The sequence below is a fragment of the Changchengzhania lutea genome (genome assembly GCF_006974145.1).
Classification (GTDB): Bacteria; Bacteroidota; Bacteroidia; order Flavobacteriales; family Flavobacteriaceae; genus Changchengzhania; species Changchengzhania lutea.
On record NZ_CP039456.1, the window covers coordinates 2,067,187 to 2,089,179 of the forward strand.

The 21,993-nt window shown below is 34.3% G+C and carries 21 protein-coding genes; 6 read left to right on the forward strand and 15 right to left on the reverse strand.

The features are described from left to right. Both FAF07_RS09390 and FAF07_RS09395 read right to left on the reverse strand, forming a co-directional pair. The gene (locus tag FAF07_RS09390) at positions 1-1,416 is read right to left on the reverse strand and encodes a TolC family protein (RefSeq protein WP_142784866.1); all 1,416 of its coding nucleotides are present in this window, start codon (positions 1,414-1,416) and stop codon (positions 1-3) included. 3 nt (positions 1,417-1,419) lie between these two features. Continuing rightward, on the reverse strand, positions 1,420-2,025 hold the full coding sequence (locus FAF07_RS09395) for a TetR/AcrR family transcriptional regulator (RefSeq protein WP_142784867.1): 606 nt from the start codon (positions 2,023-2,025) through the stop codon (positions 1,420-1,422). A 125-nt stretch (positions 2,026-2,150) separates the two neighbouring features. On the opposite strand from FAF07_RS09395, the gene FAF07_RS09400 reads away from it, so the two are divergent. The 6 genes from FAF07_RS09400 to FAF07_RS09425 all read left to right on the forward strand — a co-directional run bounded on the left by FAF07_RS09400 (position 2,151) and on the right by FAF07_RS09425 (position 6,490). Further along, positions 2,151-3,125 (forward strand): polyprenyl synthetase family protein, encoded by a 975-nt coding sequence (locus FAF07_RS09400; RefSeq protein WP_142784868.1) that lies wholly within the window; start codon positions 2,151-2,153, stop codon positions 3,123-3,125. Then, complete coding sequence (locus tag FAF07_RS09405) at positions 3,125-3,472, forward strand: hypothetical protein (RefSeq protein ID WP_142784869.1); 348 nt, start codon at positions 3,125-3,127, stop codon at positions 3,470-3,472. The genes FAF07_RS09400 and FAF07_RS09405 overlap by 1 nt, the downstream gene beginning before the upstream one ends. Before the next feature lie 68 nt (positions 3,473-3,540). Beyond that, entirely contained in the window at positions 3,541-3,975 is a 435-nt protein-coding gene (locus FAF07_RS09410) for an RrF2 family transcriptional regulator (protein WP_142784870.1), read from the forward strand. Between the two features lie 48 nt (positions 3,976-4,023). Continuing rightward, positions 4,024-4,755: an iron-sulfur cluster repair di-iron protein gene (gene ric, locus FAF07_RS09415; RefSeq protein ID WP_142784871.1), complete on the forward strand. Its 732-nt coding sequence runs from the start codon at positions 4,024-4,026 to the stop codon at positions 4,753-4,755. A gap of 90 nt (positions 4,756-4,845) precedes the next feature. Then, a complete protein-coding gene (locus tag FAF07_RS09420; RefSeq protein ID WP_142784872.1) occupies positions 4,846-6,036 on the forward strand; it encodes a hypothetical protein in 1,191 nt (396 codons plus the stop codon). Beyond that, on the forward strand, positions 6,029-6,490 hold the full coding sequence (locus FAF07_RS09425) for a hemerythrin domain-containing protein (RefSeq protein ID WP_142784873.1): 462 nt from the start codon (positions 6,029-6,031) through the stop codon (positions 6,488-6,490). Before FAF07_RS09420 ends, FAF07_RS09425 begins: the two co-directional genes overlap by 8 nt. Positions 6,491-6,705: 215 nt before the next feature. On the opposite strand, the gene FAF07_RS09430 is transcribed toward FAF07_RS09425, so the two are convergent. The 13 genes from FAF07_RS09430 to FAF07_RS09490 all read right to left on the reverse strand — a co-directional run bounded on the left by FAF07_RS09430 (position 6,706) and on the right by FAF07_RS09490 (position 21,806). Continuing rightward, on the reverse strand, positions 6,706-6,939 hold the full coding sequence (locus FAF07_RS09430) for a cytochrome C oxidase subunit IV family protein (RefSeq protein WP_246067674.1): 234 nt from the start codon (positions 6,937-6,939) through the stop codon (positions 6,706-6,708). 96 nt (positions 6,940-7,035) lie between these two features. Continuing rightward, positions 7,036-7,617, reverse strand: coding sequence for a cytochrome c oxidase subunit 3 (locus tag FAF07_RS09435; protein ID WP_142784874.1), 582 nt, complete (start codon positions 7,615-7,617; stop codon positions 7,036-7,038). An 11-nt stretch (positions 7,618-7,628) separates the two neighbouring features. After that, positions 7,629-9,404, reverse strand: a complete 1,776-nt coding sequence (locus tag FAF07_RS09440) for a nitric oxide reductase activation protein NorD (protein ID WP_142784875.1) — start codon at positions 9,402-9,404, stop codon at positions 7,629-7,631. Between the two features lie 90 nt (positions 9,405-9,494). Then, a complete protein-coding gene (locus tag FAF07_RS09445; RefSeq protein ID WP_142784876.1) occupies positions 9,495-10,268 on the reverse strand; it encodes a CbbQ/NirQ/NorQ/GpvN family protein in 774 nt (257 codons plus the stop codon). A 304-nt stretch (positions 10,269-10,572) separates the two neighbouring features. Further along, complete coding sequence (locus FAF07_RS09450) at positions 10,573-11,844, reverse strand: alginate export family protein (RefSeq protein WP_142784877.1); 1,272 nt, start codon at positions 11,842-11,844, stop codon at positions 10,573-10,575. 14 nt (positions 11,845-11,858) lie between these two features. Next, on the reverse strand, positions 11,859-13,199 hold the full coding sequence (locus tag FAF07_RS09455; RefSeq protein WP_142784878.1) for a cbb3-type cytochrome c oxidase subunit I: 1,341 nt from the start codon (positions 13,197-13,199) through the stop codon (positions 11,859-11,861). 113 nt (positions 13,200-13,312) lie between these two features. After that, entirely contained in the window at positions 13,313-13,747 is a 435-nt protein-coding gene (locus tag FAF07_RS09460; protein ID WP_142784879.1) for a c-type cytochrome, read from the reverse strand. A 23-nt stretch (positions 13,748-13,770) separates the two neighbouring features. Continuing rightward, positions 13,771-14,376, reverse strand: a complete 606-nt coding sequence (locus FAF07_RS09465) for an SCO family protein (RefSeq protein WP_142786579.1) — start codon at positions 14,374-14,376, stop codon at positions 13,771-13,773. Positions 14,377-14,486: 110 nt separating this feature from the next. Next, on the reverse strand, positions 14,487-15,266 hold the full coding sequence (locus tag FAF07_RS09470) for a formylglycine-generating enzyme family protein (protein ID WP_142784880.1): 780 nt from the start codon (positions 15,264-15,266) through the stop codon (positions 14,487-14,489). A gap of 16 nt (positions 15,267-15,282) precedes the next feature. Then, a complete protein-coding gene (nirK, locus tag FAF07_RS09475) occupies positions 15,283-16,746 on the reverse strand; it encodes a copper-containing nitrite reductase (RefSeq protein ID WP_142786580.1) in 1,464 nt (487 codons plus the stop codon). Between the two features lie 139 nt (positions 16,747-16,885). Continuing rightward, on the reverse strand, positions 16,886-18,439 hold the full coding sequence (gene nadB / locus FAF07_RS09480; protein WP_185956409.1) for an L-aspartate oxidase: 1,554 nt from the start codon (positions 18,437-18,439) through the stop codon (positions 16,886-16,888). Continuing rightward, positions 18,436-19,398, reverse strand: coding sequence for a quinolinate synthase NadA (gene nadA, locus FAF07_RS09485; protein ID WP_246067676.1), 963 nt, complete (start codon positions 19,396-19,398; stop codon positions 18,436-18,438). Before nadA ends, nadB begins: the two co-directional genes overlap by 4 nt. Before the next feature lie 596 nt (positions 19,399-19,994). Next, on the reverse strand, positions 19,995-21,806 hold the full coding sequence (locus FAF07_RS09490) for a hypothetical protein (RefSeq protein ID WP_142784881.1): 1,812 nt from the start codon (positions 21,804-21,806) through the stop codon (positions 19,995-19,997). Positions 21,807-21,993: the final 187 nt, after the last annotated feature.

The following is a 21,993-nucleotide window of genomic DNA, read 5'->3' on the forward strand; positions in this document are numbered from 1 at the left end:
TTATTGGTTGTTTAGTGTTTGATTTAATGCCGTTTCTAAGGCGGCTTTATTATTGATGACATCCAACATCGCTTGTAGAAATTCTTGCTGTGCTGTATATAATTGAATTTGAGCTTGTCTTAAGTCAAAACTTGAAGCAATACCTTCAAAGAACTTGGTTTGATTTTTTTGCTCAATACGTTCGGCTAAATTTAAATTTCGTTTTTTGTTTTCGTAATCTTCAATTGAGAATTGATAATCGCTTTTAGCAGTGGCTATTTCCAGTTTAATGCGCTGTTCGGTTTCGGTTAAATCATCTTTAGCTTTTTCGAGATTGATACTGGCACGTTGTGTAGATGCACTTCGCATGCCCGAACTGAAAATGGGAATATTCATTGTTACGCCAATTAATGAAGACCCAAACCATTTCTGATTTTTTTTTAAGAAATTAAAATCGTCACTATTACCGTTATACCCGGCATTTACAAATGCACTTAGGTTTGGTAATGCTTTACTTTTTTCTAGTTTGAGTAATAACGCTTTTGCTGTTTTATCATTTTCTGCAATGAGGTAATCTATAGTGTTTTCTACCATAAACGGACTATTCATGATGCCTAAATCTATATTTTGAGCCGTCAAGGTTTCTAAATTATCATATAAGTTCACTTCTGTATTAATGTCAATACCTAAAACCATATTTAACATTTGATAGGCTACTTTTTTTAATCGGGTGGTATTGTTCAGAGTGCTTTCTATACTGGAAAGTGTTATTTTTAATTGCTCAACACTTTCTTCTTCCTCTAAACCATTTTCATAAATTCTGGTAATCTCATTGAGGTTTTTTTGAAGAGCTGCTCTGTTTCGGTCTAAAATATTGACACTCTCTCTAGTTAAAAGTACATTGCCGTAGGCATTTATTGCAGATTTCCTGACCTCTAAATCTGTTTTTATCTTTGCATTTTTAGAGATTTCTAAAAACACTTTGGCAGATTGCAGTCCTACAATATAAGAGCCATCAAAAATTAATTGACTTAAAGTAACAAACGCATTCATGGTTTGTTTGGTCCCAAAGCGTACGGGGATAAAGCCGTCAGCAGAATTTACATCAAAGTTATTTTGATTGGCATCAAAATAATCATTCACAACGTCTATAATACTTTGAGTATTATCAAAAGCAGAGGCAGGTAATAATGATACTTGTTGTTTTAACCAATTTTGATAGTCTATATTTCCGTTAATTTGTGGTAAACCGGTGGCTATGGTTTCCCATTTTTGCTTATAGGCTGCATCCACATCTCTTGTTGCGTTTTTGGCGGTACGGTTATTTATTAATGCAAAATCTATAGCCTCTTGTAAAGTTAAATTTTGCAAGTCTTGTTGCGAAAACAAGACGAAAGAGCATAATAAACTAAAGGTTAAAATTAGTTTGTTCTTCATTATTTATGATTGATTTGATGTTATAAAATTATTCATTATTTTAAAGCCCTTTTCTGTGACAATGGCTCTGAGGTGATATTCTAAATAGCTTTCCATTAAATAGTCCATGGTGTAGGTTTCTGTTGGGAAAAACATATTGTCTTTTATGCCTGTCATACCCGTAAAGTACATTCTTGAAATAAAATCAACATCTATGGTATCCCTGAAAACCCCTGTATCTACACCATGTTGTAAGCTTTCTTGTACCGAGTCGTGCATCTTTTCAAATTGTTTGAATTTTAATGCCTTGTGAATTTGCGGATAGTACTTTTTTAACTGATAATGTGGGGAGGCTTTTTCATTATTTAAATGATGCATAACGAACATTTTAATGGCATATAATTCTTCAATGGGATTGTTTGAGCTACCACAAATAGTATCAATGCCGTCACATATAGTATCAAATAAATGGAATGTCACGGCTTCCACCAATTTAGTTTTATTAGCAAAATGTACATAAATGGTTTTTTTAGAAATGCCCATCTCTTGTGCAATATCATCCATAGTGACACTTTTAAAACCTAGTGTCAAAAATAATTCAGCTGCTTTATATATAATTTTTTCTCTCATAATCCGGCGCGAAAGTACGTATGGAAACTTTAAAAACAAAAAAAGTTTCCAAGGTTTTACAATTATTTAACATTAATTGTAAATTCGTGTCTTTTTAATACCTTGAATTACTTTATTTTTGTCCAATGCTTTCAATAGAGAATTATCGTAAACAATTTGTTGCGTATTTAGATAAATATTCAACTGTTAAAGAACCAGAAAATCTTTATTTACCAATTCAATATATTTTAAAATTGGGAGGGAAACGATTACGTCCCGTCTTGACTTTGATGACTGCCGAAGTGTTTAATTCAGACTATAAAATTGCATTAAATGCCGCATTAAGTATTGAGGTATTTCATAATTTTTCGTTGGTGCATGACGATATTATGGACGCAGCGCCTTTGCGTCGTGGGCAGGAAACCGTGCATGAGAAATGGGATGTTAACGCTGGAATTCTTTCAGGTGATGCCATGCTTATTATGGCGTATCAGTTGTTTGAAACTTATGATTCTGCTACCTTTCAACAGCTTGCTAAATTGTTTAGTAAAACCGCTTTAGAAGTTTGTGAAGGGCAACAGTACGATGTTGATTTTGAAACTAGAGATGATGTTAGGGTAGAAGAGTACTTAAAAATGATTGAGTACAAAACGGCTGTATTGGTTGGTGCTGCTATGAAAATGGGCGCAATTGTAGCAGGTGCTTCTGAAGATGATCAACGTAATATTTATGAGTTTGGTAAAAATTTAGGCATCGCTTTCCAATTGCAAGATGATTATTTAGATGCGTTTGGAGATCCTGAAACCTTCGGAAAACAAGTTGGTGGCGATATTATTGAAAATAAAAAAACCTACTTATACCTGAAAGCTTTAGAGTTTGGTTCTGAAAATGAGACTTCTCAACTTTTACATTTGTTCAGTTTGAATACCAATCAGGTTGAGGATAAAATTCAAACAACTAAGAAAATCTTTGTTAATTCTGGTTCTGCTGAAGCCACCAAAACGGCCATAGCGCACTATACCATGATGGCTTTTTCTGTATTAGAATCGTTGAATATTTCAACAGATAAAAAGGCGCTTCTTAAAAATTTCGGCGAAAGCCTAATGAATAGAACGGTGTAATGGAATGGCCTGTGAATTTTGACGATGTTATTGAAAAAGCAAATCAATTAGATTTATATAAAAAGCTTGTCAATCAGTTAAACAAGGACTTGCTTTTGGCTAATATAGACTTGGCTTTTCATGAGAATATTTTGCCGACTAGTTTAAAGATGATGCTTCACGAAACCATTTTTAAATTGCTTCAAGATAAGTTTATGGATTATCTCAACTTGCTCTATATTATTGATGTTTCGGAAGAAGAGGTAAAAGCTTTGGATGGTAGTGATACATTAAAACTTTCAGAAGAAGTATCTTTTTTGATTTTAAGGCGGGAATGGCAGAAAGTGTGGTTTAGAAATCTTTACTGAAATTTAAATAGGATAAATTTGTCCTATTTAAAAATTCTTTATATTTTTGTCTAAAATAAAGGAACTAAATGTTTTCAAAAGCTTGTGAATATGGTATTAAAGCTGCAATTTTTATTGCTATAAATTCTTTTGAAAATAAGCGTGTGAGCCCAAAAGCTATAGCTAAAGAAATTAATTCACCCGAAGCGTTTACTGCTAAAATATTACAAGATTTAGTTAGGCATAACATAGTTTATTCTATTAAAGGGGCTTATGGCGGGTTTGAATTAGATAAAAAAAATATCGGCTCTATTAAAATATCGCAAATTGTTAAGGCCATTGATGGGGATAAAATTTACAATGGCTGTGGATTAGGCTTAGAGATTTGTGATGAAAATCACCCATGTCCAGTACACGATAAATTTAAAATTGTAAGAGATCAACTAAAACATATGTTAGAAAACACAAGTCTTGAAGAATTGGCACTTAATATTAAATCGGGTTCTTCGTTTTTGAAAGTTTAAAAAAATTTGAATATAAATAGGATAAAATTATCCGAAATAAATAACATTATGGAAGTATTAAATAAAGATTTAGAAAAACAAATCGGACAATTTGTTGCAGACGATTTTAGAACTGCAGCGGTATTTAGTAAATATGGCATCGATTTTTGCTGTAAAGGCGATAGAACCGTGAAAGAAGTTTGCAATAAAAATGAAATAGAAGTTAATACGCTTTTAGATGAATTACATAACGTTTTAAACTCTAAAACAGATCAATCTATCGATTATAAATCCTGGCCATTGGATTTATTGGTAGAATATATCGAAAAGAAGCACCACCGCTATGTGGAAGAAAAAATACCTGTACTACGTCAGTTTTTAAATAAATTATGTAGTGTACATGGTGAAAGACATCCAGAATTGTTTAAAATTAATGAACTCTTTACAGCATCAGCAGGAGAATTAGCAGCACATATGAAAAAAGAGGAGTTGGTTCTTTTTCCAGTCATAAAAAAAATGGTGAATGCGAAATTAGAAAATGGCGCTATACAATCGCCACAGTTTGGCACGGTTGAAAACCCAATAGCCATGATGATGCAAGAGCACGATAATGAAGGCGAACGTTTTAGACAAATTGCCGAACTTAGTAATAATTACAATCCACCAGCAGATGGCTGCAATACCTATCAGGTAACTTATGCTATGTTGGATGAATTTGAAAAAGATTTGCATTTGCACATTCATTTAGAAAATAATATTTTATTTCCTGAAGCTGTTAAGCTAGAACAACAATTTGGTTAATTTTGGTTGGTAACCTTAAACTCCGGGATGTTTATTAATTAAATGTTCTGGAGTTTTTTTATTCTTATATTATGAGCCTAAAAGTTTCATATGCCTAAACTAAAGGTTATTATATGTTTAGTGAATTTTTTAATTGCTGCCCTAATGGGTTTAGCATTACGATATGGTTCTTTAGACTCTTTAGGAATTAATTATAGGTATTTAACCCATGCACATTCGCATGTTGCTATGTTGGGTTGGGTATATTTAATGTTATATACTTTTTTAGTGCATCATTTTGTTCCCAATAAAAAACCTATATATAGTCGTTTATTTTGGATAACCGAGTTTGCTGTACTTGGTATGATGCTAAGCTTCCCGTTTCAAGGTTATGCCGTAGTTTCTATTTCGTTTTCTACATTACACATTTTTTGTAGCTATTACATTATATACCTAGTCTGGAAACATCATAAAACCGAATCAACGGTAACTCATTACTTATTACGAACCTCACTTCTATTTATGCTCTTATCTACCATAGGTGTTTGGTGTTTAGGACCAGCAGTTTCTTTGCTTGGGCAAGCTTCGGCATTTTATCAAATAGCGATACAGTTCTTTTTGCATTTTCAGTTTAACGGCTGGTTTTTAATAGCCGTCATTGCTATATTTTTTCATGTATTACAACTCAAAGATTCAAAACAATTTAGGCTGTTTTTTGTTCTTTTAGTCATATCAACGGTGTTAACATTGGCTTTGCCAATATCTTGGTTTGCACCGCACATCGCTTTATATTGGATTAATGGACTAGGCGTTTTTATTCAACTTTTAACATTGATCGTATTTTTAAGGCTTATAAAGCCTTACCAGTTATTTCTCTTAAAAAACAATGCGAAACTTACTATTTACATGTACGTTTTTGCAATTTCTAGTTTGATTATAAAAATAGGGATACAATTATTGTCGCTTATTCCCGAAGTATCAGAAGTTGCTTATCAACATCGAAATCTTATCATTGGTTTTATTCATTTGCTTATGTTGGGCGTAATCACAGGATTTTTATTTGGTTTCATTTTGCAGAACAAGTGGGTTACTTTTAATGCGTGGTTAAATTTTGGAATCTATACCTTTGTTTTAGGTTTTGCTTTAACAGAATTGTTCTTAATCCTTCAAGGCAGTATGTTTTACTTTAATAAGGGAATGCTGCCAAACTATTATCTTTTTCTGTTTCTTTCTAGCGTGTTTTTGCCATTAGGAATAGGAAGTATTATCATTAATATTTTAAAAACCAAAACCGATGGATAATAAACCACAGAAACGACATAAAGCATTGCAACCACTAAGTAGAGAACATCATCATGGATTACTTTTATCATGGAAAATAAGATCTGGATTTAGTAAAAATATTGAACCAAAGCGGATAAAAATTTATGCCGATTGGTTTTTTGAAAATCATTTGATTCCTCATTTTGAAATGGAAGAAAATCATATTTTCACTATTTTAAATGAAGGCAATGATTTTATTAAAAGAGCCTTGGCAGACCATAGGCGTTTAAAACGTTTGTTTACAGAATCGGGCGATGAGACTAAAGCCTTAAGCAAAATTGAAGAGGAATTGGATAAGCATATTCGTTTTGAAGAACGCGTGCTGTTTCCTGAAATCCAAAAAGCAGCAACCAAAGAACAATTAGCTTTAATTGAAGACATACATCAAGAAGATGATTTTATCGATAAAGTTGATGATGAGTTTTGGCGATAGGTTTTTTACGTTTTATGTTTAAATAGTTACCAAGCTGAGCTTGACTAATAACCAAATTGGACTGAGTTGAATTTCAATGATATATGATTAATATGGTCTCCTGCAAGGTCTTGTTTTAACCTTGTAGGTGTTAAAACGAAACAACGAAACAACAAAACAACAAAACAACAAAACAACAAAACAAACCTACAAGGTTTTTAAAATCTTGCAGGTTCTTAGGCTACCAATAGCCCAATACCAAACAGGAAAATAAATACAATAATTAGTGTTTTCCAAAAAGAATGTGCTTTTTTTATTTCCATAAATTGAAACGCAATTCCCAAAAACTTGAATACTGCCAGTATTAAAATCATCACTACAATATAGGCTCCTTCAAGTTTAGAAATAAGTGCAGAAACGATTGTAAGCACTATTAAAATAATCCAAGTTATGGTTGCTGCTTTTTTCATCTATTTAAAAATCTAAAATTAACTGTTGTTCCATGTTTTAATTATTTAAGAGGGTATGGGTCTTTTTTTGCCAAATGCCCATTATGGGCTTTCATATTAAAAAAGTAAATAGATAATAGGAAAAAGTAAAATCCATATTAAATCGCACATATGCCAAAATGCAGCACTGGCCTCTATATCTTCGATTTTAGTGCTCGCCTTTTTATTTTTTACCCCGAAGTAAACAGAGGTTAGAATCACCAAACCAACAAGTACATGAATCACATGAAATAGGGTTAGCATCCAATAAAACGTGAAAAAGGTGTTATAGCCCATATAAAGACCTTCACTAAGTTTTTCATAATATTCAAAACCCTTTAAGCATAAAAACAACATCCCAAAAAACATGGTTATAAGCAAAAACTTTTTAAATCGTTCGGTATGGTCGTTTTTTAGTTCGGCTACTGAAATTGCCATAAAAAATCCACTGGTTAACAAAAACACTGTGTTTACCATACCATAGGTCACATTTAATTTTAAACTTGAAGTATGAAATAGTTTTGGTTCTTGATTTCCGTAAAACACCATGGCTATTAAAGCGGCACCAAAAGTGAATAGTTCTAAAAAAATGATAATCCAAATTAAAATACCACCTGGAGGATAATAAATATTCTTATGGTTTATCAACGTATTATCCATTGTGGTATTTATTAAGACTGATGTTTTATTTTTTCATACAATTTGACCAAAGATTGTAACAGTGCTACTGGCGTGGTAAGAATTTGGTAATGGTTTTGCCCGAACATTTGAGGCAGGTAATATTTAGCGTTGGCTTCAATGGCCAATGCGTAAGAATTTATCTGGCGCTCGTTTAATTCACGGAGGGCTTGCTTTACATCGTTGATACCGTATTTACCTTCGTATTTATCGTAATCGTTTGGTTTCCCGTCGGATATTAAAATCACCCATTTATTTTTAGTGTCGCGCTTGTCCAATAAGACTCCCGAATGGCGTAAGGCAGCGCCAATACGTGTATATCCACTTGGCTCTATAGCTCCTATTCTATACTTGGCCGTGTTCCAATTGTCGTCAAAACCTTTAAGTGTTAAATAGCTAGAATGATTTCGTGTTTTGGAATAAAAGCAATCGATAGAAAAGTCGATATTAAATTCCTCTAAAATTTCACCAAATAAAATAGACACCTGCTTTTCTACATCAATTACTCTATTTCCAGCCGCATAACCATCGCTTGAGAGGCTAATATCCAACAACAATAATATGGATAAATCTTTCTCCTTTTTTCGTTTTGAGAGGTATATTTTTTCTGAAGGTGTATGGCCTGATTTTATATCTATAAACAAATCGGTAATGGCATCGATATCAAACTCATCGCCTTGTGTTTGTCTACGTTGTTGCTGATATTTATTGTTAACGGTGCTCAACATTTTACGCAGTCCGACTAAGGTTGAGCGGTTATCATTTAGTGTTTTTTTATAATAAGGCACATCCGATTTTAACTGTGTTTTCGGATAAACCTTGCAAAAGTCTTCTTTGTAAGAGCGATTGGTGTAATTCCACTCGTCGTATTTTATAAAACTGCCATTACTTTCGCTTTCTGCACTTTCTGCAATGGTCGTATTTTCAGTGAAGTCTGCTTGATATACAGAATGTGCTGTATCATCCACCCGAACGGTATGTTTCATTTTTACCTCATCCAACGCGTTGGAATGATTATCCAGTTCGTCGTCACCATCCATATCCCTAAAATTTCCGCCAAATTCTTCGGCCGTTTCCACTTTTTCAAATTGGTGTTGTAACACAGCATCATCCAATTGTTTTTGGTCTATTTGTACAGAAATAATTTCTTCAACAGCTTTCGATTTTATAATCGTTTTGGGCAGCTCTTGGTTGGCTTGTTTTACCTTATCCGTAAAATTCCTCAGTTGTTTTTCTGAATCGTTATATGGCGTATTACGCATCCACTTACCATAAATAAAACTGTAATCCGGAGCTTGTTTTTCAGTAGCCTTCTCTCTATAAAATAAAATGAATTTTTGATGATAGATTTCCGTAATGGGAAATTGAGCAAACAGTGAAGCTAATACCTCAGCTGAAGTAGCTTTTGACTGTTGCTGAGATTCTATAGGGTCGTGTTCCTTATCATCGTTCCAGTTTAAATCCAAATTCTTTTGAACAGATAAATACAAAACCCTAAATAGATAAAATGAAATGTTCTCCTCTACGGTTTGAAAATCTGAAAACCTTGATGGCAAGAAAAAGTTGTTGTTTCTATAACCACCCTCTCGCTCTGCTTCAAAAATTTCAATGGATTCTCCAGTAATAGCACGTGCAAAAATGGTTAATCGGGATTTTACCTCACTTAAATTTACGGTGTGTTTGAGTGCTGCTTCTTTTCTTTTTTTTTCTTTTTTAAAAAAGAAAGCAAATTTGGTAAATATATATTCGTCTGGTTCGAACTCGAACATCTTTTTTAGTTTTCAGTCGCAGTCTCAGTCGCAGTCTCAGTCGCAGTTTGCATTGCTGGAAACTGTGACTGAGACTGGAAACTGATTTTTTTATATCATTAAGTCACTTAAATCTTTAAGTGCTTGTATCACCTCTAAATCATCAGTCAAAGGTTCAATCACGGCCACATGTACCGCCAAACGCTTTGGTAGCCCTACATGAATTAATTTTGCGGCATCTACCAATAATCTGGTAGAAACAGTTTCAGTTAAGCCTAACTCTGTTAGGTTTCTGATTTTTGTAGCAATATTCACCAATTTTTTGGCAATTCCTGATTCGATTCCTGTTTCGAAAACTAAAATTTGTGCTTCGATTTTCGGTTCTGGATATGCGAAGGAAACGGACACAAAACGCTGCCTAGTTGATGGTTTTAATTCTTTAAATCCGCGTTGATATCCTGGGTTGAAAGACGCGACCAACATAAAGTTGTCATGCGCTTTTATGGTTTCGCCTAATTTATCTATAAACAATTCGCGTCTGTGGTCTGTTAACGAGTGAATTGCCACAATAACATCCGGTCTGGCCTCTGCAATTTCGTCGAGATACAAAATACTCCCTTCTTTAACAGCGGTGGTTAAAGGGCCATCCAACCAAATTGTTTCAGCACCTTTAATAATAAACCGGCCAATTAAATCTGTAGATGAGGTTTCCTCATGACAAGAAATGGTAATCAATTTCGTGCTCAGTTTATGAGCCATGTGCTCTATAAACCGAGATTTACCCGTGCCTGTAGGTCCTTTTAATAAAAAAGGAAGTTTACATTTATAGCCATATTCAAAAACATCAACTTCTTTCCCAATGGCTTGATAATACGGTGTATTCATTTTATTTTTTGTTTATAAATAATCATTGTTCCCTGTTAAAAGAATCAAGACCGCTACGCTGTTAAAAGATAGATTCAAGACTTGATTTTAACTAACTGTAAATCAATTTATAATAGATTTGTAGTTTAAGAAAGCCTATGTTTTTCACCTTTTCTTATAGCAAGGGGTACATCTCAAAAAAATCTTTTAACCCATGCCTTATATATAGTTCGGACGGTTTTACAAATTTTAACCGGACACTATTGATAAAAAGCCAGAGCTACAAACTCTAAACATTAACTCTGGTTTAATAACTAATAAATCTTTATTGCACGGTATGAGTAAACAAACGAGGTTTGAAAGTAACCATCACCCATGCCCATGAGTTATTTTCATCTTTGTCACCGCCTTTTAAAATTTCCATAGTGTTTGTTGCAAACATTTTTGAATATCCTGCATTTAGGTTAATGTCTTTAACAATTTTATAGCCGATTGTTAAATCTATTTCAGTTCCTAAATTATCATCCATTTTATATGGGCCATCAAATACACCGGCTCCGGCCGAAAAGAAATGCGGAATTACCTTAGCTGAAAATTTATTCTTAGCATAAGCCAATGTTAAATAAATATCTGTTAAACCTACATTGTTGGCGTGGTTTCCGACATAAAAATAATCCATCCAACCATTAAATTTATGGTTCGTGCCAAACAGCGGAGCAAACGATTTAACATCGGTATCTGTATCGTCCATAGCTTTACCTGAAAGTACTTCAATACCAGCTCCCACTTTAAATTCATCGTTTATTTTATAACCCAAATTGCCTGTAAAATAAGATGCACTAACATCTTTATTTAAGGACATTCCTGTTTGTAGATATACCGCCCCATTCGCATCAAATTTACCCGATTTATAAGTAAGCCTTGGCCCCATAGTTTGCATATAATCGATAGTTTGGGATTCATTGGATAATCCTGTATTTTCTAAATATTCGATTCCAGTATTCAGTAATAATAAACTCAAACCAAATTTATCGAAATCGCCATGATACCATGCATACTGAAACGCTTTGTATCCGGCAGCATTGCTATATAAATTATCAACTCCAGATTGTGAATCGGCATTTAAGGCAAAACCTACATCTAATATATTGTTTGCATTCGGTGCATATTTAAATAAAAAGGCGTCATGGCTTCGTGCTTGCTGCGCCCAACCTACATTACCAAAAATTCTATGGTCATCATAGACTATTTCTTGGCGTCCTAATTTAAACGACACTTTGTTATTTAAGATATATGTTGCCCAAGCTTCATGCAAAGCTGTTGCTTTATCGTCACTAGACAAAGTACCGACATCTCCCCAAACCCTGACATTTTGCATCACCACTTTTAATTTCAAATTTTTATTCTTGAACTCGAAATTTAAACGTGTACGTTGCGATATAAAATTAGATCCATCGGCATCCTTTTCAATTAATGTTTGGTATCCATGTTTATTCTCATATCGAGGTCTAAGCTCAGCAGAGAGATCAAACTGTTGCGCATGGGTGCTAAGCATCGTTAAGGATGCGATAGCAACTATTAATACGTGTTTCTTCATTATTTTGAATGCTATTAATTTGACGAAGCTTCTAATGCTTCATCTGTAGGTCTTCCGTGCTTATAGAAATCAATCATATAAAGTGTAATACCCAATAAAAACAATGTTGCACAGATGATTAAAACCATAAAATGAACTTCAATTTCTTTTTGAACTTCCATAAATTCCATTTTCAATTTACGCTCTAAATATACTTGTACTACACCAGCAACTCCAAAAGCAACCGTCATTCCTATCATGCCAATATTCGACATCCAAAACGCCATTCGGCCTCTGGTACTTTCGTATAATTTTCTACCTGTCATATTTGGTAAACTATAACTAATTATGGCTAATACAATCATAGCATAAGCGCCCCAAAACGCAAGGTGACCATGCATTGCAGTTACTAAGGTGCCGTGGGTATATAGGTTTGTCTGTGGTAAAGTATGAGCAAAACCTAAAAGTCCGGCGCCTATAAATGATACAATAGCTGCGCCAAGTGTCCAGTATAAAGCCAGTTTATTTGGATGCTTCTTTTCACCTTTTCTATACATGTTAACAGCAAATAATGCCATGGCTAAAAAGGCTAACGGTTCTAGCGCAGAGAAAATACCACCAACAATTAACCAAATCTTATTAACACCAATATAATAGTAGTGATGTCCTGTTCCTAAAACACCTGATAAGAATGTTAGTCCAACAATGACATAAAGCCACTTCTCGATAACTTCTCTATCAACACCGGTTAGTTTAATTAATAAGAATGATAAAATACCTCCCATAATCAATTCCCAAACGCCTTCAACCCAAAGGTGAACAACCCACCATCTAAAAAATGAATCTTTTACTTGACTATCAAATGGAAGCATTCCTGGTAAATATAATAAGGCTGCAAATAATAGTCCCATAGAAAGCACTAGTGCTGTTGTGGTTCTTCGTTTTCCTTTAAATAGCGTTGTTAAAATAATACCTAAAAACAGGAGTACATTCACAACAACCAAATAATCTAACGGTCGAGGAATTTCCAAAAATTTACGACCTTCCCAATAATTAAAGTGGTATCCAACAATGGCTATAACACCAACTACTGCTAAACTTATTAATTGAACATAGGCCAGTTTTACACTTACCAGTTCGCGTTGCGCTTCTTCGGGGATTATATAGTATGCAGCTCCCATAAATCCGGATAACAACCATACAACTAAAAGATTAGTGTGTACTGCTCTGGCTGTGTTAAACGGGATAGCACTATGCAATCCATCAAACCCTGCATGGGCAAACCCCATTATAAAACCGTATATAATTTGTAGCCCAAATAATAACATGGACAGCGCAAAAAACCAATACGCTACTTTTTGTGATTTATATTTCATTAGTTCTCTTTTTATGTTTTAAAATTGTCAAATGTAATTCACATAGTAAAACCCTCGTTCCAATATTTCGGAAGTATTGAAGTTTTAGTTATGCTCATTTCATGATTTTTAGCTTAGTTTTCGTCTTTTGCTAATGGTGAAACAACGGTATCAAATCCGTTTAAATCGATGTCTCCAATCCAATTAAAAAAGGCGATGACATCTTCAGCCTCTTCTTGTGAAAATCCGTAGGCAACCATTTTTCTTCCGTTAGGTGCCCAATCAACAGGGGTCATTAATACGGCTTTGATGTAGCCTTCACCTCTACGTTCAATGACTTTTGTTAATTCAGGAGCATAATAGGCGCCTTCTCCTAAAATGGTGTGGCAACCCATACAATTATTTTCTTCCCAAATCTGCTTTCCTCTTACAACTGCTTCTGTAATATTTCCATCATTTGATTGATCTTGAGCTTTACTAAAAGAGTAAATGGTAAGACCAATAAATATTAAAAAAGTAACTACAGTACCCCCAAGAAAAAAGGCTCGTGCTTGTTTTTTTGATAACATATTATTTAGTTTTGATTAGTATTCTATTTACTTGTTAAATCAAGAATGGTTTGTATGGTTTCTTTATTATCCACACCCAACCCTTCTTGTTGATGCATTAATTCGCCACCGGAATTAAACACACTGATGATATTGGAGTGTGAAAAATCCATAGGAGAAATTTGTTTATATTTTACGGCCAAAACATTGGCAAATTCTCTAACACTGCTTGTTGTTCCTTGTAAAAATGTCCATTGCTCGCCATCCATAAAGTTTTCTTTGGCAAAGGCTTTTAGGCGTTGTGGTGTATCTGTTTCTGGGTCTATGCTTACTAATACAAATTGTAAATTTTTTAAATTTTCTTTTGGGATTTTTGCCTCAATATTTCGCATATCTGCCACAAGTCTTGGGCATGCCGCTTTACAGGTGGTGTAAATCATGACTATGACTAATGTTTTTCCTTTTAAATCTTCAAGTTGGATGGTTTCTCCTTCTTCTGTGTTCCATTTTGTAGTTAAATTGAAAATGGATTCCTCTGAAATTTCATTGTTACTTAATTCTTTAGTTGATTTTTGTACTGGTTTTAAGTCCATTTTACAAACTGGACAACTTCCAGAATGGTTATAGGTTTTTTTACCTTCACACTTCATAGGGCATTGGTATACAGCAACATCACTTATGTAGATATTGGATTTATCATTTTTACAAGATGTAAACAATCCTGTAAAGACTAGTAAAATAAATATAGATTTAGGGTATTTCATTGTTCTTCAATTATATCTTTAACACATCTAAATCCTAGATTTTTCATGGCATATTTTGCTTTTAAACTGCCTCTTGTTGCGTATCGCATAAATGCTGCATAGTTCATTAAATCGGTTGCGCCAATGGCAGCACTTCCGCAGAAAAGGTTACTGTCATTATCAACATCTTTTCTGGATTCACCTGAAACCAATACCGAATTAAAATCTAATGTCCATTCCCATACCAAACCGTGTAAATCATAAACTCCCCAATAGTTTTTAAAAGTGTAACCAACCTCATTATTGAAGGTTTTTGGTTTTTCATACCAACCCAGTATGTACTTGTTATAATCTTCTAATTGTCTGGCGTCTGGCATGGTTTTATTTGCCATAGCCACATATTCCCACTCGTCAATGGTGGGTAGCCTTTTTCCTTGACATTCACAATAATTACTAGCTGCAAACCATGAAATACTCGTAATTGGTGCATTTACAGATTGCTTTTTTCCTAATTCGGTATCAGAAGTCCAACCGATTAAATAATTACCGTCTGCAAATATTTTTTTTACTTGAGAGCGTTGCCACTTTGGGTATTTTTTCACAAACTCTAAAAAGGCTTTGTTGGTGACTGGGTATACATCCATTTGAAAATCTGAGATGGTAACTTGTAATGAATCTCTTCCGTAAAGTGGTGTATATGTACCACCTTTAATAGGAACCATTTCAGACTGACAATAAGTTGTTGATAGGTATGAGATGAACAAAATTCTCGTTGCCAGTCTTAAAATAGTTTGCATTTTTAATTATATATAATCAGTGACCGTTTTTTACAGCATCAACTTGAGCCGTGGTAACATTGGTTTTATTGTTGCCCCAAGAATTGTATACGTAAGTCAATACGTCAGCAATTTCTTGATTACTAATTGCCTGTCTAGTCATAACACTATTGTATTTTTGACCATTTACCGTAATCTCACCTGTTTTTCCTTTAAGTACAATTCCAATAGCACGATTTACATCGGCATTTAAGTAATCTGATTTTGCCAACGGCGGAAATGCATTGGGTATACCTTGTCCTTCGGCTTGGTGACACGCAAAACAGGTTTGCATATAGATCTGTTTTCCCGAAATCATTTTTTCTTCTAAACTTTTATTGGCTGTTGAAACTTCTACTTTAACCACATCGCCTTCTGGCATTTCCTGAATACCACCACCTTCTGGATGGTAAATACCTTCTTGTACAATACCCGAATAGATTTTCTTGTTTTCTTCACCTTCAACTTTAAGCATGCCTAAAGCCCCTTTATTAAAGGCTCTGAATATAGAGTGATCTACCAAAATGAACGTTCCTGGAACATCAACTCTAAATTCAGCTATGGCAGCGCCACCAGCTGGAACTAATGTGGTTTGTACGTTTTCGTTAATTGTTGAACCACCTTCAACATGTACTTTATCGAAAATTTCTCCAATAACGTGGAATGAAGACACCAAGTTTGGCCCACCATTACCAACATATAAACGAACCGTTTCGCCAACACTTGCAGTAATAGCATTATCGCCCGTTAAAGAGCCCACACTCCCATTAAAAACCACGTAATCAGCATCTTCATCAACAGCTTTTTGCATATCGAAAGCTTGTAAACCCGGTTCTCCATTTTCCCCTTTTGTATAGAAATCACCTTGCATGATGTAGTATTCTTTATCAACTTGTGGTAAACCACCTTCTGGCTCTACTAGAATTAGACCATACATACCGTTAGCTATGTGCATACCTACTGGGGCAGTGGCACAGTGGTAGACATATAAACCTGGGTTTAAGGTTTTAAAACTGAACATTTTCTCATGCCCTGGGGCCACAAAAGACGATGTTGCACCTCCACCTGGACCAGTAACCGCATGTAAATCTATGTTATGGGGTAATTTATTGTCTGGATGGTTAGATAAGGTAAACTCAACTTCATCACCAACACGTGTTCTAATAAAGCTTCCGGGAACTGAGCCTCCAAAGGTCCAATAGTTATAGGTTGTACCATCAGTCATGGTGCCTTCCTGTTCAAGGATTTCCATATTTACTATAAGCTTTTTTGCTTTACGTCTTCCAACTGGGGTTGGCACATTAGGAGGCGATGTTAATTCTGCTACCATTTCTCTACTTACAGGAATATCTGCTGCATCTGCATATTCTTTCTTTTCACTGTCAATGCATCCTGAAAATAAGAGCGATAGAGTGGTAAGTACTACCAATGATTTTATCAGTTTTGTTTTTTTGTTTGCCATCATGATTTAGTAATTAGTTGTTTGATCCATAAAAAAGATATTTTTGTCTTCTTTATGGATCAAAAATACCCTTTAGGAAATTTTAAAAACATGACTTTTGTCAGTTAAATACAAAAGATTCTACTTTGCTGAAGAAAAATTACATATTATCTATATTGTAGTAACCTCCTTTATTTATTTTCCTTTGTATAGATTGATTGATTATTAAATGTGATACATTGACCATATTTCGAAGTTCACATAAGGATATTGAAATTTTAGATTGTTTATAAAGTTCTTCGACTTCCTTATAAATTAAATCTAAATGCTTGATTGATTTTTTTAGACGACTGTTGCTTCTAGCGATCCCAACATAATCTCGCATTAAAGCTTGTAACTGTCTTAAATTATGCTGAATTAAAATATGTTCTTTTGCAATGCATGTCCCCTCATCATTCCAATTTGGAATATTTAATTCAATCGTTTTGCAATCATGCCCACTTTGGTATTTAAAAATATTATGCGCATACACCAAAGCTTCCAACAAGGAGTTTGATGCTAATCTATTGGCGCCGTGTAATCCCGTTCTAGAACATTCACCACATGCAAATAAATTATTAACCGATGTTTTTCCGTCTAGATCTACAATAATACCGCCACATAAATAATGTGCTGCTGGCACTACAGGAATCCAATCGGTCTCAATGTCTATATACTGTTCTTTACATTTTTGATAAATATTAGGAAAATGCTTTTTAAACGCATCAATATCCAAATGCGTACAGTCTAAAAAAACGTGCGTATCGCCCGTTTTCTTTAATTCATTATCTATACTTTGCGAGACAATATCCCTGGAAGCTAATTCTGCTCTTTCGTCGTAACCGAGCATAAACCGGTTTCCTTTTTTATCGCGTAAATAAGCTCCAAAACCTCTAACAGCTTCCGAAATTAAAAAAGACGATTCGCCTTCAACTTCATATAATGCTGTTGGATGAAACTGAACAAATTCCATATCCTTAATCTGTGCTTTAGCCCGATAAGCCATCGCAATACCGTCGCCAGTTGCAATTACTGGATTGGTAGTATGCCCGTAAACACGACCAATCCCACCTGAAGCCAATAAAGTGCTATCTGCTTTTATGGTGAAAATAGTTTCAGATTTCTGATCTAATACATAAGCTCCAAAACAGGAATTCGCTTTAGCTTTTGAATCTGTTATATGGTGATTTGTAATTAAATCGATTGCAAAATGATGCGGTAAAATGGTAATATTGGGTAGTTGGTGTGCACGTTGTAACAAAGCGCGTTCAATTTCCGCGCCTGTAATATCTTTATGGTGTACCACGCGGTATTCTGAATGTCCCCCTTCTTTTCCTAAATCTAAATTCCCACTTTTATCAACATCAAAATTAGCACCCCAATTCATTAACTCTTCCAATCGCTTCGGCCCCCCTTTAATTACCAATTCAACAACCGCTTCATCACATAGTCCATCGCCCGCAATTAAAGTGTCTTGAATATGTTTTTTAAAGGAATCTTTTTTAGCATTCAAAACAATCGCCACACCACCTTGGGCATATTTAGTGTTAGATTCTTCTTCGTTAGATTTAGTAATAATAACGACCGTTCTTTCAGGGAATTTTTCAGCGATTTTAACCGAAAATGTTAAGCCGGCAATACCAGAACCAATGACCAAATAATTTGCATTCATCATAACGACTTAGATAATTCCAACATGCGCTCAATAGGCACTAATGCTTTTACCCTGATGTCTTCGGGCACATCAATTTGTGGCCTTTCATTTAACAAGCAGTCATACAATTTTTGCATGGTATTCACTTTCATAAAACCACACTCGCTACACGCGCAAGTATTATCTTCTTTGGCCGGGGCAGGCACCAATTTGGTGTTTGGCACTTCTTGTTGCATTTTATGCAAAATACCCGCTTCAGTAGCTACAATAAATTTTTGATCGGCATGTTCTTTTACATAATTTATCATTCCCGAAGTAGAACCAATATAAGTGGCTGTTTGTAAAATATGCTCTTCAGATTCTGGATGTGCAATAATTTTATAGTCCGGATATTTTTGATGGAGTTTAATTAGTTTTTCTATTGAAAAGGCTTCGTGAACAATACAACTCCCATCCCACAATAGCATATCCCTACCTGTTTTTTTGCTGATGTATTTACCCAAATTTCTATCTGGGGCAAAAATAATGGGGGTGTCTTTTGGAACGGATTCTACTATTTTTAAAGCATTTGAAGATGTACAGACAATATCGCTTAAAGCTTTAATTTCGGCAGAACAATTTACATAAGTAATCACCACATGATCTGAGTGTTTTGCCGTGAATGCCTTAAAAGATTCTGGCGGACAGGAATCTGCTAACGAACAACCTGCTTCTAAATCTGGCAACACAACCATTTTATCCGGACTCAAAATTTTAGCGGTTTCTGCCATAAAATGCACACCAGCAAATACAATAATATCGGCATCGGTTTCGGCTGCTTGTTGAGACAAGCCCAAACTATCACCTACATAATCTGCAACGTCTTGAATTTCTGGATACTGATAATAGTGTGCTAAAATAACGGCATTCTTCTCTTTTTTAAGTTGCGTGATTTTTTCTTTTAAATCCATTTTAAATATCTGGTATTCTTTGGAACTCATTAAAAATTAAGCAAATATCCTAATTTAATTTTTATTGAAGATTAAAACATCTTTTTTTATTATGTTTGAAAATAAAAACAATTTATGCTTTCTAGCACTTGTAAATATGCCATTCGTTCTATGAACTCATCTTGACTTTTTCTATTTCCTAAAAAATGGCCGAAATCTGCCCATATTTCGTTACTTTTTTTATCCGTAGCGATGCTATGCCTTTCAAAAAGTGCCTAATCTGGAAAAATTTCATCTCATTTTCGGTTAAACACAAAAAATCAAGATGAGTTCTATATTATATTTAGCCATTCATACTGATGTAGACAATAAAATTGGAGTAAAAAAATTGCTGCCGAATTAGAAACACTTCAATTTTTTTTAGCAAAACTTTTACAGCAACTTACCAAAAGCGGATTGGTTTCTTCAACAAAACAAAAGGATCTCGTGGGGGTTTTTATTTATCTGAAAAAGTTATTAATAACACCCTTTGGGCTTTCAAAATGTGGTGATGAAAATCCTTGTCCTGTTCATATTACTGTCTCTCCCTTTAAGGAAAGTATCTTAAAAACTTTGATGCTTTATTAGGTTCTATATGATGACGTGGTTTAAGACTTCACTAAAGTTAGTCTGTCAATTTCCAAATGAATGCTGTGTAATGCATTTGCGCCTACTTCCAATTCATTTAAAACAGTTACTTTAATATCTTTAAAACTGTCTTTTAAATTACTAAATAAATGATGGTAATACGCTACGCCTTCATTCATGTTTTTAGTAAAGGTTCGTAAATATTTCTCCTCCTTTTTACTCATAGAAATTTTGGATTCTTCTAGCTTATTTTTTAGATAATCGATATAAATATGCAATTCCTTAATAAATAAATTGGGTCGGTCGTTTCTTGTAATGACATTATCCCTTCCGTAAATATGATCGGTAATATTATTTAAACTCATTACTTGGGAATAGTAAGCCATATTTGGCCCCGGGCAAATAGAAACACCGGTTCCTTCGGTTTTGGTATCCAAACCATAAGCTAATAATGCAGAAGTACCAAGACCTACGCAGGTACAAGATTTTTCAATAATTTTATTGAATTTAGTTTGGTACACTTCTAAAGGCATCTCTTGAGCATCTAATTCCTTAATTTTTAAATGCTGATATTCTCTCGACGCCGTACAAATGCCTGTTTCCTTAAACTCCTTATTTAAAGCCACAAACTTTTTCGGACATGAACTCCCAGGTCTTCCCTTATTAATTCGCAGCTCTTTTTCGGCATCTTTTGTATTGTCCTTAAGGTTATTAAACGGAATTCCCAAAGGCGAAATATCACTTAAATACAAATCGTCTTCTTTAGCCAAAACCAATTTGTCTAAAGTTTTTTCATCGACAGTAGTAGCCTCTGGAACTAATAAAAAGGGTGTTCCCCAACCTATGGAATCCAGATTATAATGATTTATTAAAAACTCATGCTCTTCTTCGGTACCAACACCGCCTTGCGCTGTAATCTCTATGTTTAATCCTTGTTCAGGAACCACACGTCCTTGATTTGACAATTCTTGAATTAACAATTCTTGAATAGACGTTCTTAATTCTTCTCTTTTTTCTTTAAACTCTGCCAAAACAGGCCCTAAAAGATACCCATCGGTAGCAAAAGCGTGTCCACCACAATTTAGCCCCGATTCAATTCTATATTCTGAAACCCATAGACCTTTCTTAGCCAAAAATTTTCCTTGAATCATAGCCGAACGATAATCGCTCACCTTCAAGATGATTCGTTTATTAATAGCGCCATTTTTATCTGGATAGAAATCATCAAATTTCCCCATATACGCATACAATCTAGGATTCATTCCTGCAGAAAGCACCACCGAAGAATTTAATTTACTATTTGCAAACCCGCGAAGTGCTGCATGCGCATCGTTATATTCTACAGGCAGTTGTTCTTTTTTAATATAGTTGTCTTTATCAACTTTTGTCATGATATTAACATCTATACTTCCCATTTTTAAATTTTTGGAAGCCCAACTTTTAATTTCAGAAAAATTAAACCCTGTTTCGGTTAGCTTTTTAAATTCTGACTTTAATGTAGAACTGTCTGGAAGCATATTAACATAAGCTTTTAACTCATCACTTTTTTCTGCAGTGACGTTTTTTAAAGCTTCAAATTTTTTGTCGGCTAAATCGCTAATTAAATTTAAATAAGAGGTGATTCGTTTTGCTCTAAAGTCATCAATCTTATCGGTGATTTCTTGATACGGTACTTCAAATTTCTCACTGTACATTTTTCTTAATTTTTCCAGTAAAATATCGTCTACCAAAGAAATTACAGAATCCATACCATATTGTGCCACCTTTAATGGCGTATCTATGGTAAAACCGATTCCCATTACTGGAATGTGAAATGAATGTGTTTTTTGCATCTATATTTTGTTTAAATACTTGTTAATATTACTGTTAAAAAGAGCATTAAAACCCATTTAGGAGTCTATTATATATTGAACTCATCTTGACTTTTTCTATTTCCTAAAAAATGGCCGAAATCTGCACATATTTCGTTACTTTTTTTATCCGTAGCGATGCTATGCCTTTCAAAAAGTGCCTAATCTG

Coding starts and splice junctions, on each gene's coding strand:
- FAF07_RS09465 (WP_142786579.1), bottom strand. CDS start 14,376: ATGAAGTGTGAAGGTAAAAAAACCTATAACCATTCTGGAAGTTGTCCA.
- nadA (WP_246067676.1), bottom strand. CDS start 19,398: ATGAGTTCCAAAGAATACCAGATATTTAAAATGGATTTAAAAGAAAAA.
- FAF07_RS09440 (WP_142784875.1), bottom strand. CDS start 9,404: ATGTTCGAGTTCGAACCAGACGAATATATATTTACCAAATTTGCTTTC.
- FAF07_RS09460 (WP_142784879.1), bottom strand. CDS start 13,747: ATGTTATCAAAAAAACAAGCACGAGCCTTTTTTCTTGGGGGTACTGTA.
- FAF07_RS09430 (WP_246067674.1), bottom strand. CDS start 6,939: ATGAAAAAAGCAGCAACCATAACTTGGATTATTTTAATAGTGCTTACA.
- FAF07_RS09390 (WP_142784866.1), bottom strand. CDS start 1,416: ATGAAGAACAAACTAATTTTAACCTTTAGTTTATTATGCTCTTTCGTC.
- FAF07_RS09400 (WP_142784868.1), top strand. CDS start 2,151: ATGCTTTCAATAGAGAATTATCGTAAACAATTTGTTGCGTATTTAGAT.
- FAF07_RS09435 (WP_142784874.1), bottom strand. CDS start 7,617: ATGGATAATACGTTGATAAACCATAAGAATATTTATTATCCTCCAGGT.
- FAF07_RS09410 (WP_142784870.1), top strand. CDS start 3,541: ATGTTTTCAAAAGCTTGTGAATATGGTATTAAAGCTGCAATTTTTATT.
- FAF07_RS09450 (WP_142784877.1), bottom strand. CDS start 11,844: ATGAAGAAACACGTATTAATAGTTGCTATCGCATCCTTAACGATGCTT.
- FAF07_RS09455 (WP_142784878.1), bottom strand. CDS start 13,199: ATGAAATATAAATCACAAAAAGTAGCGTATTGGTTTTTTGCGCTGTCC.
- nadB (WP_185956409.1), bottom strand. CDS start 18,439: ATGATGAATGCAAATTATTTGGTCATTGGTTCTGGTATTGCCGGCTTA.
- FAF07_RS09445 (WP_142784876.1), bottom strand. CDS start 10,268: ATGAATACACCGTATTATCAAGCCATTGGGAAAGAAGTTGATGTTTTT.
- ric (WP_142784871.1), top strand. CDS start 4,024: ATGGAAGTATTAAATAAAGATTTAGAAAAACAAATCGGACAATTTGTT.
- FAF07_RS09425 (WP_142784873.1), top strand. CDS start 6,029: ATGGATAATAAACCACAGAAACGACATAAAGCATTGCAACCACTAAGT.
- FAF07_RS09420 (WP_142784872.1), top strand. CDS start 4,846: ATGCCTAAACTAAAGGTTATTATATGTTTAGTGAATTTTTTAATTGCT.
- FAF07_RS09470 (WP_142784880.1), bottom strand. CDS start 15,266: ATGCAAACTATTTTAAGACTGGCAACGAGAATTTTGTTCATCTCATAC.
- FAF07_RS09405 (WP_142784869.1), top strand. CDS start 3,125: ATGGAATGGCCTGTGAATTTTGACGATGTTATTGAAAAAGCAAATCAA.
- FAF07_RS09395 (WP_142784867.1), bottom strand. CDS start 2,025: ATGAGAGAAAAAATTATATATAAAGCAGCTGAATTATTTTTGACACTA.
- FAF07_RS09490 (WP_142784881.1), bottom strand. CDS start 21,806: ATGCAAAAAACACATTCATTTCACATTCCAGTAATGGGAATCGGTTTT.
- nirK (WP_142786580.1), bottom strand. CDS start 16,746: ATGGCAAACAAAAAAACAAAACTGATAAAATCATTGGTAGTACTTACC.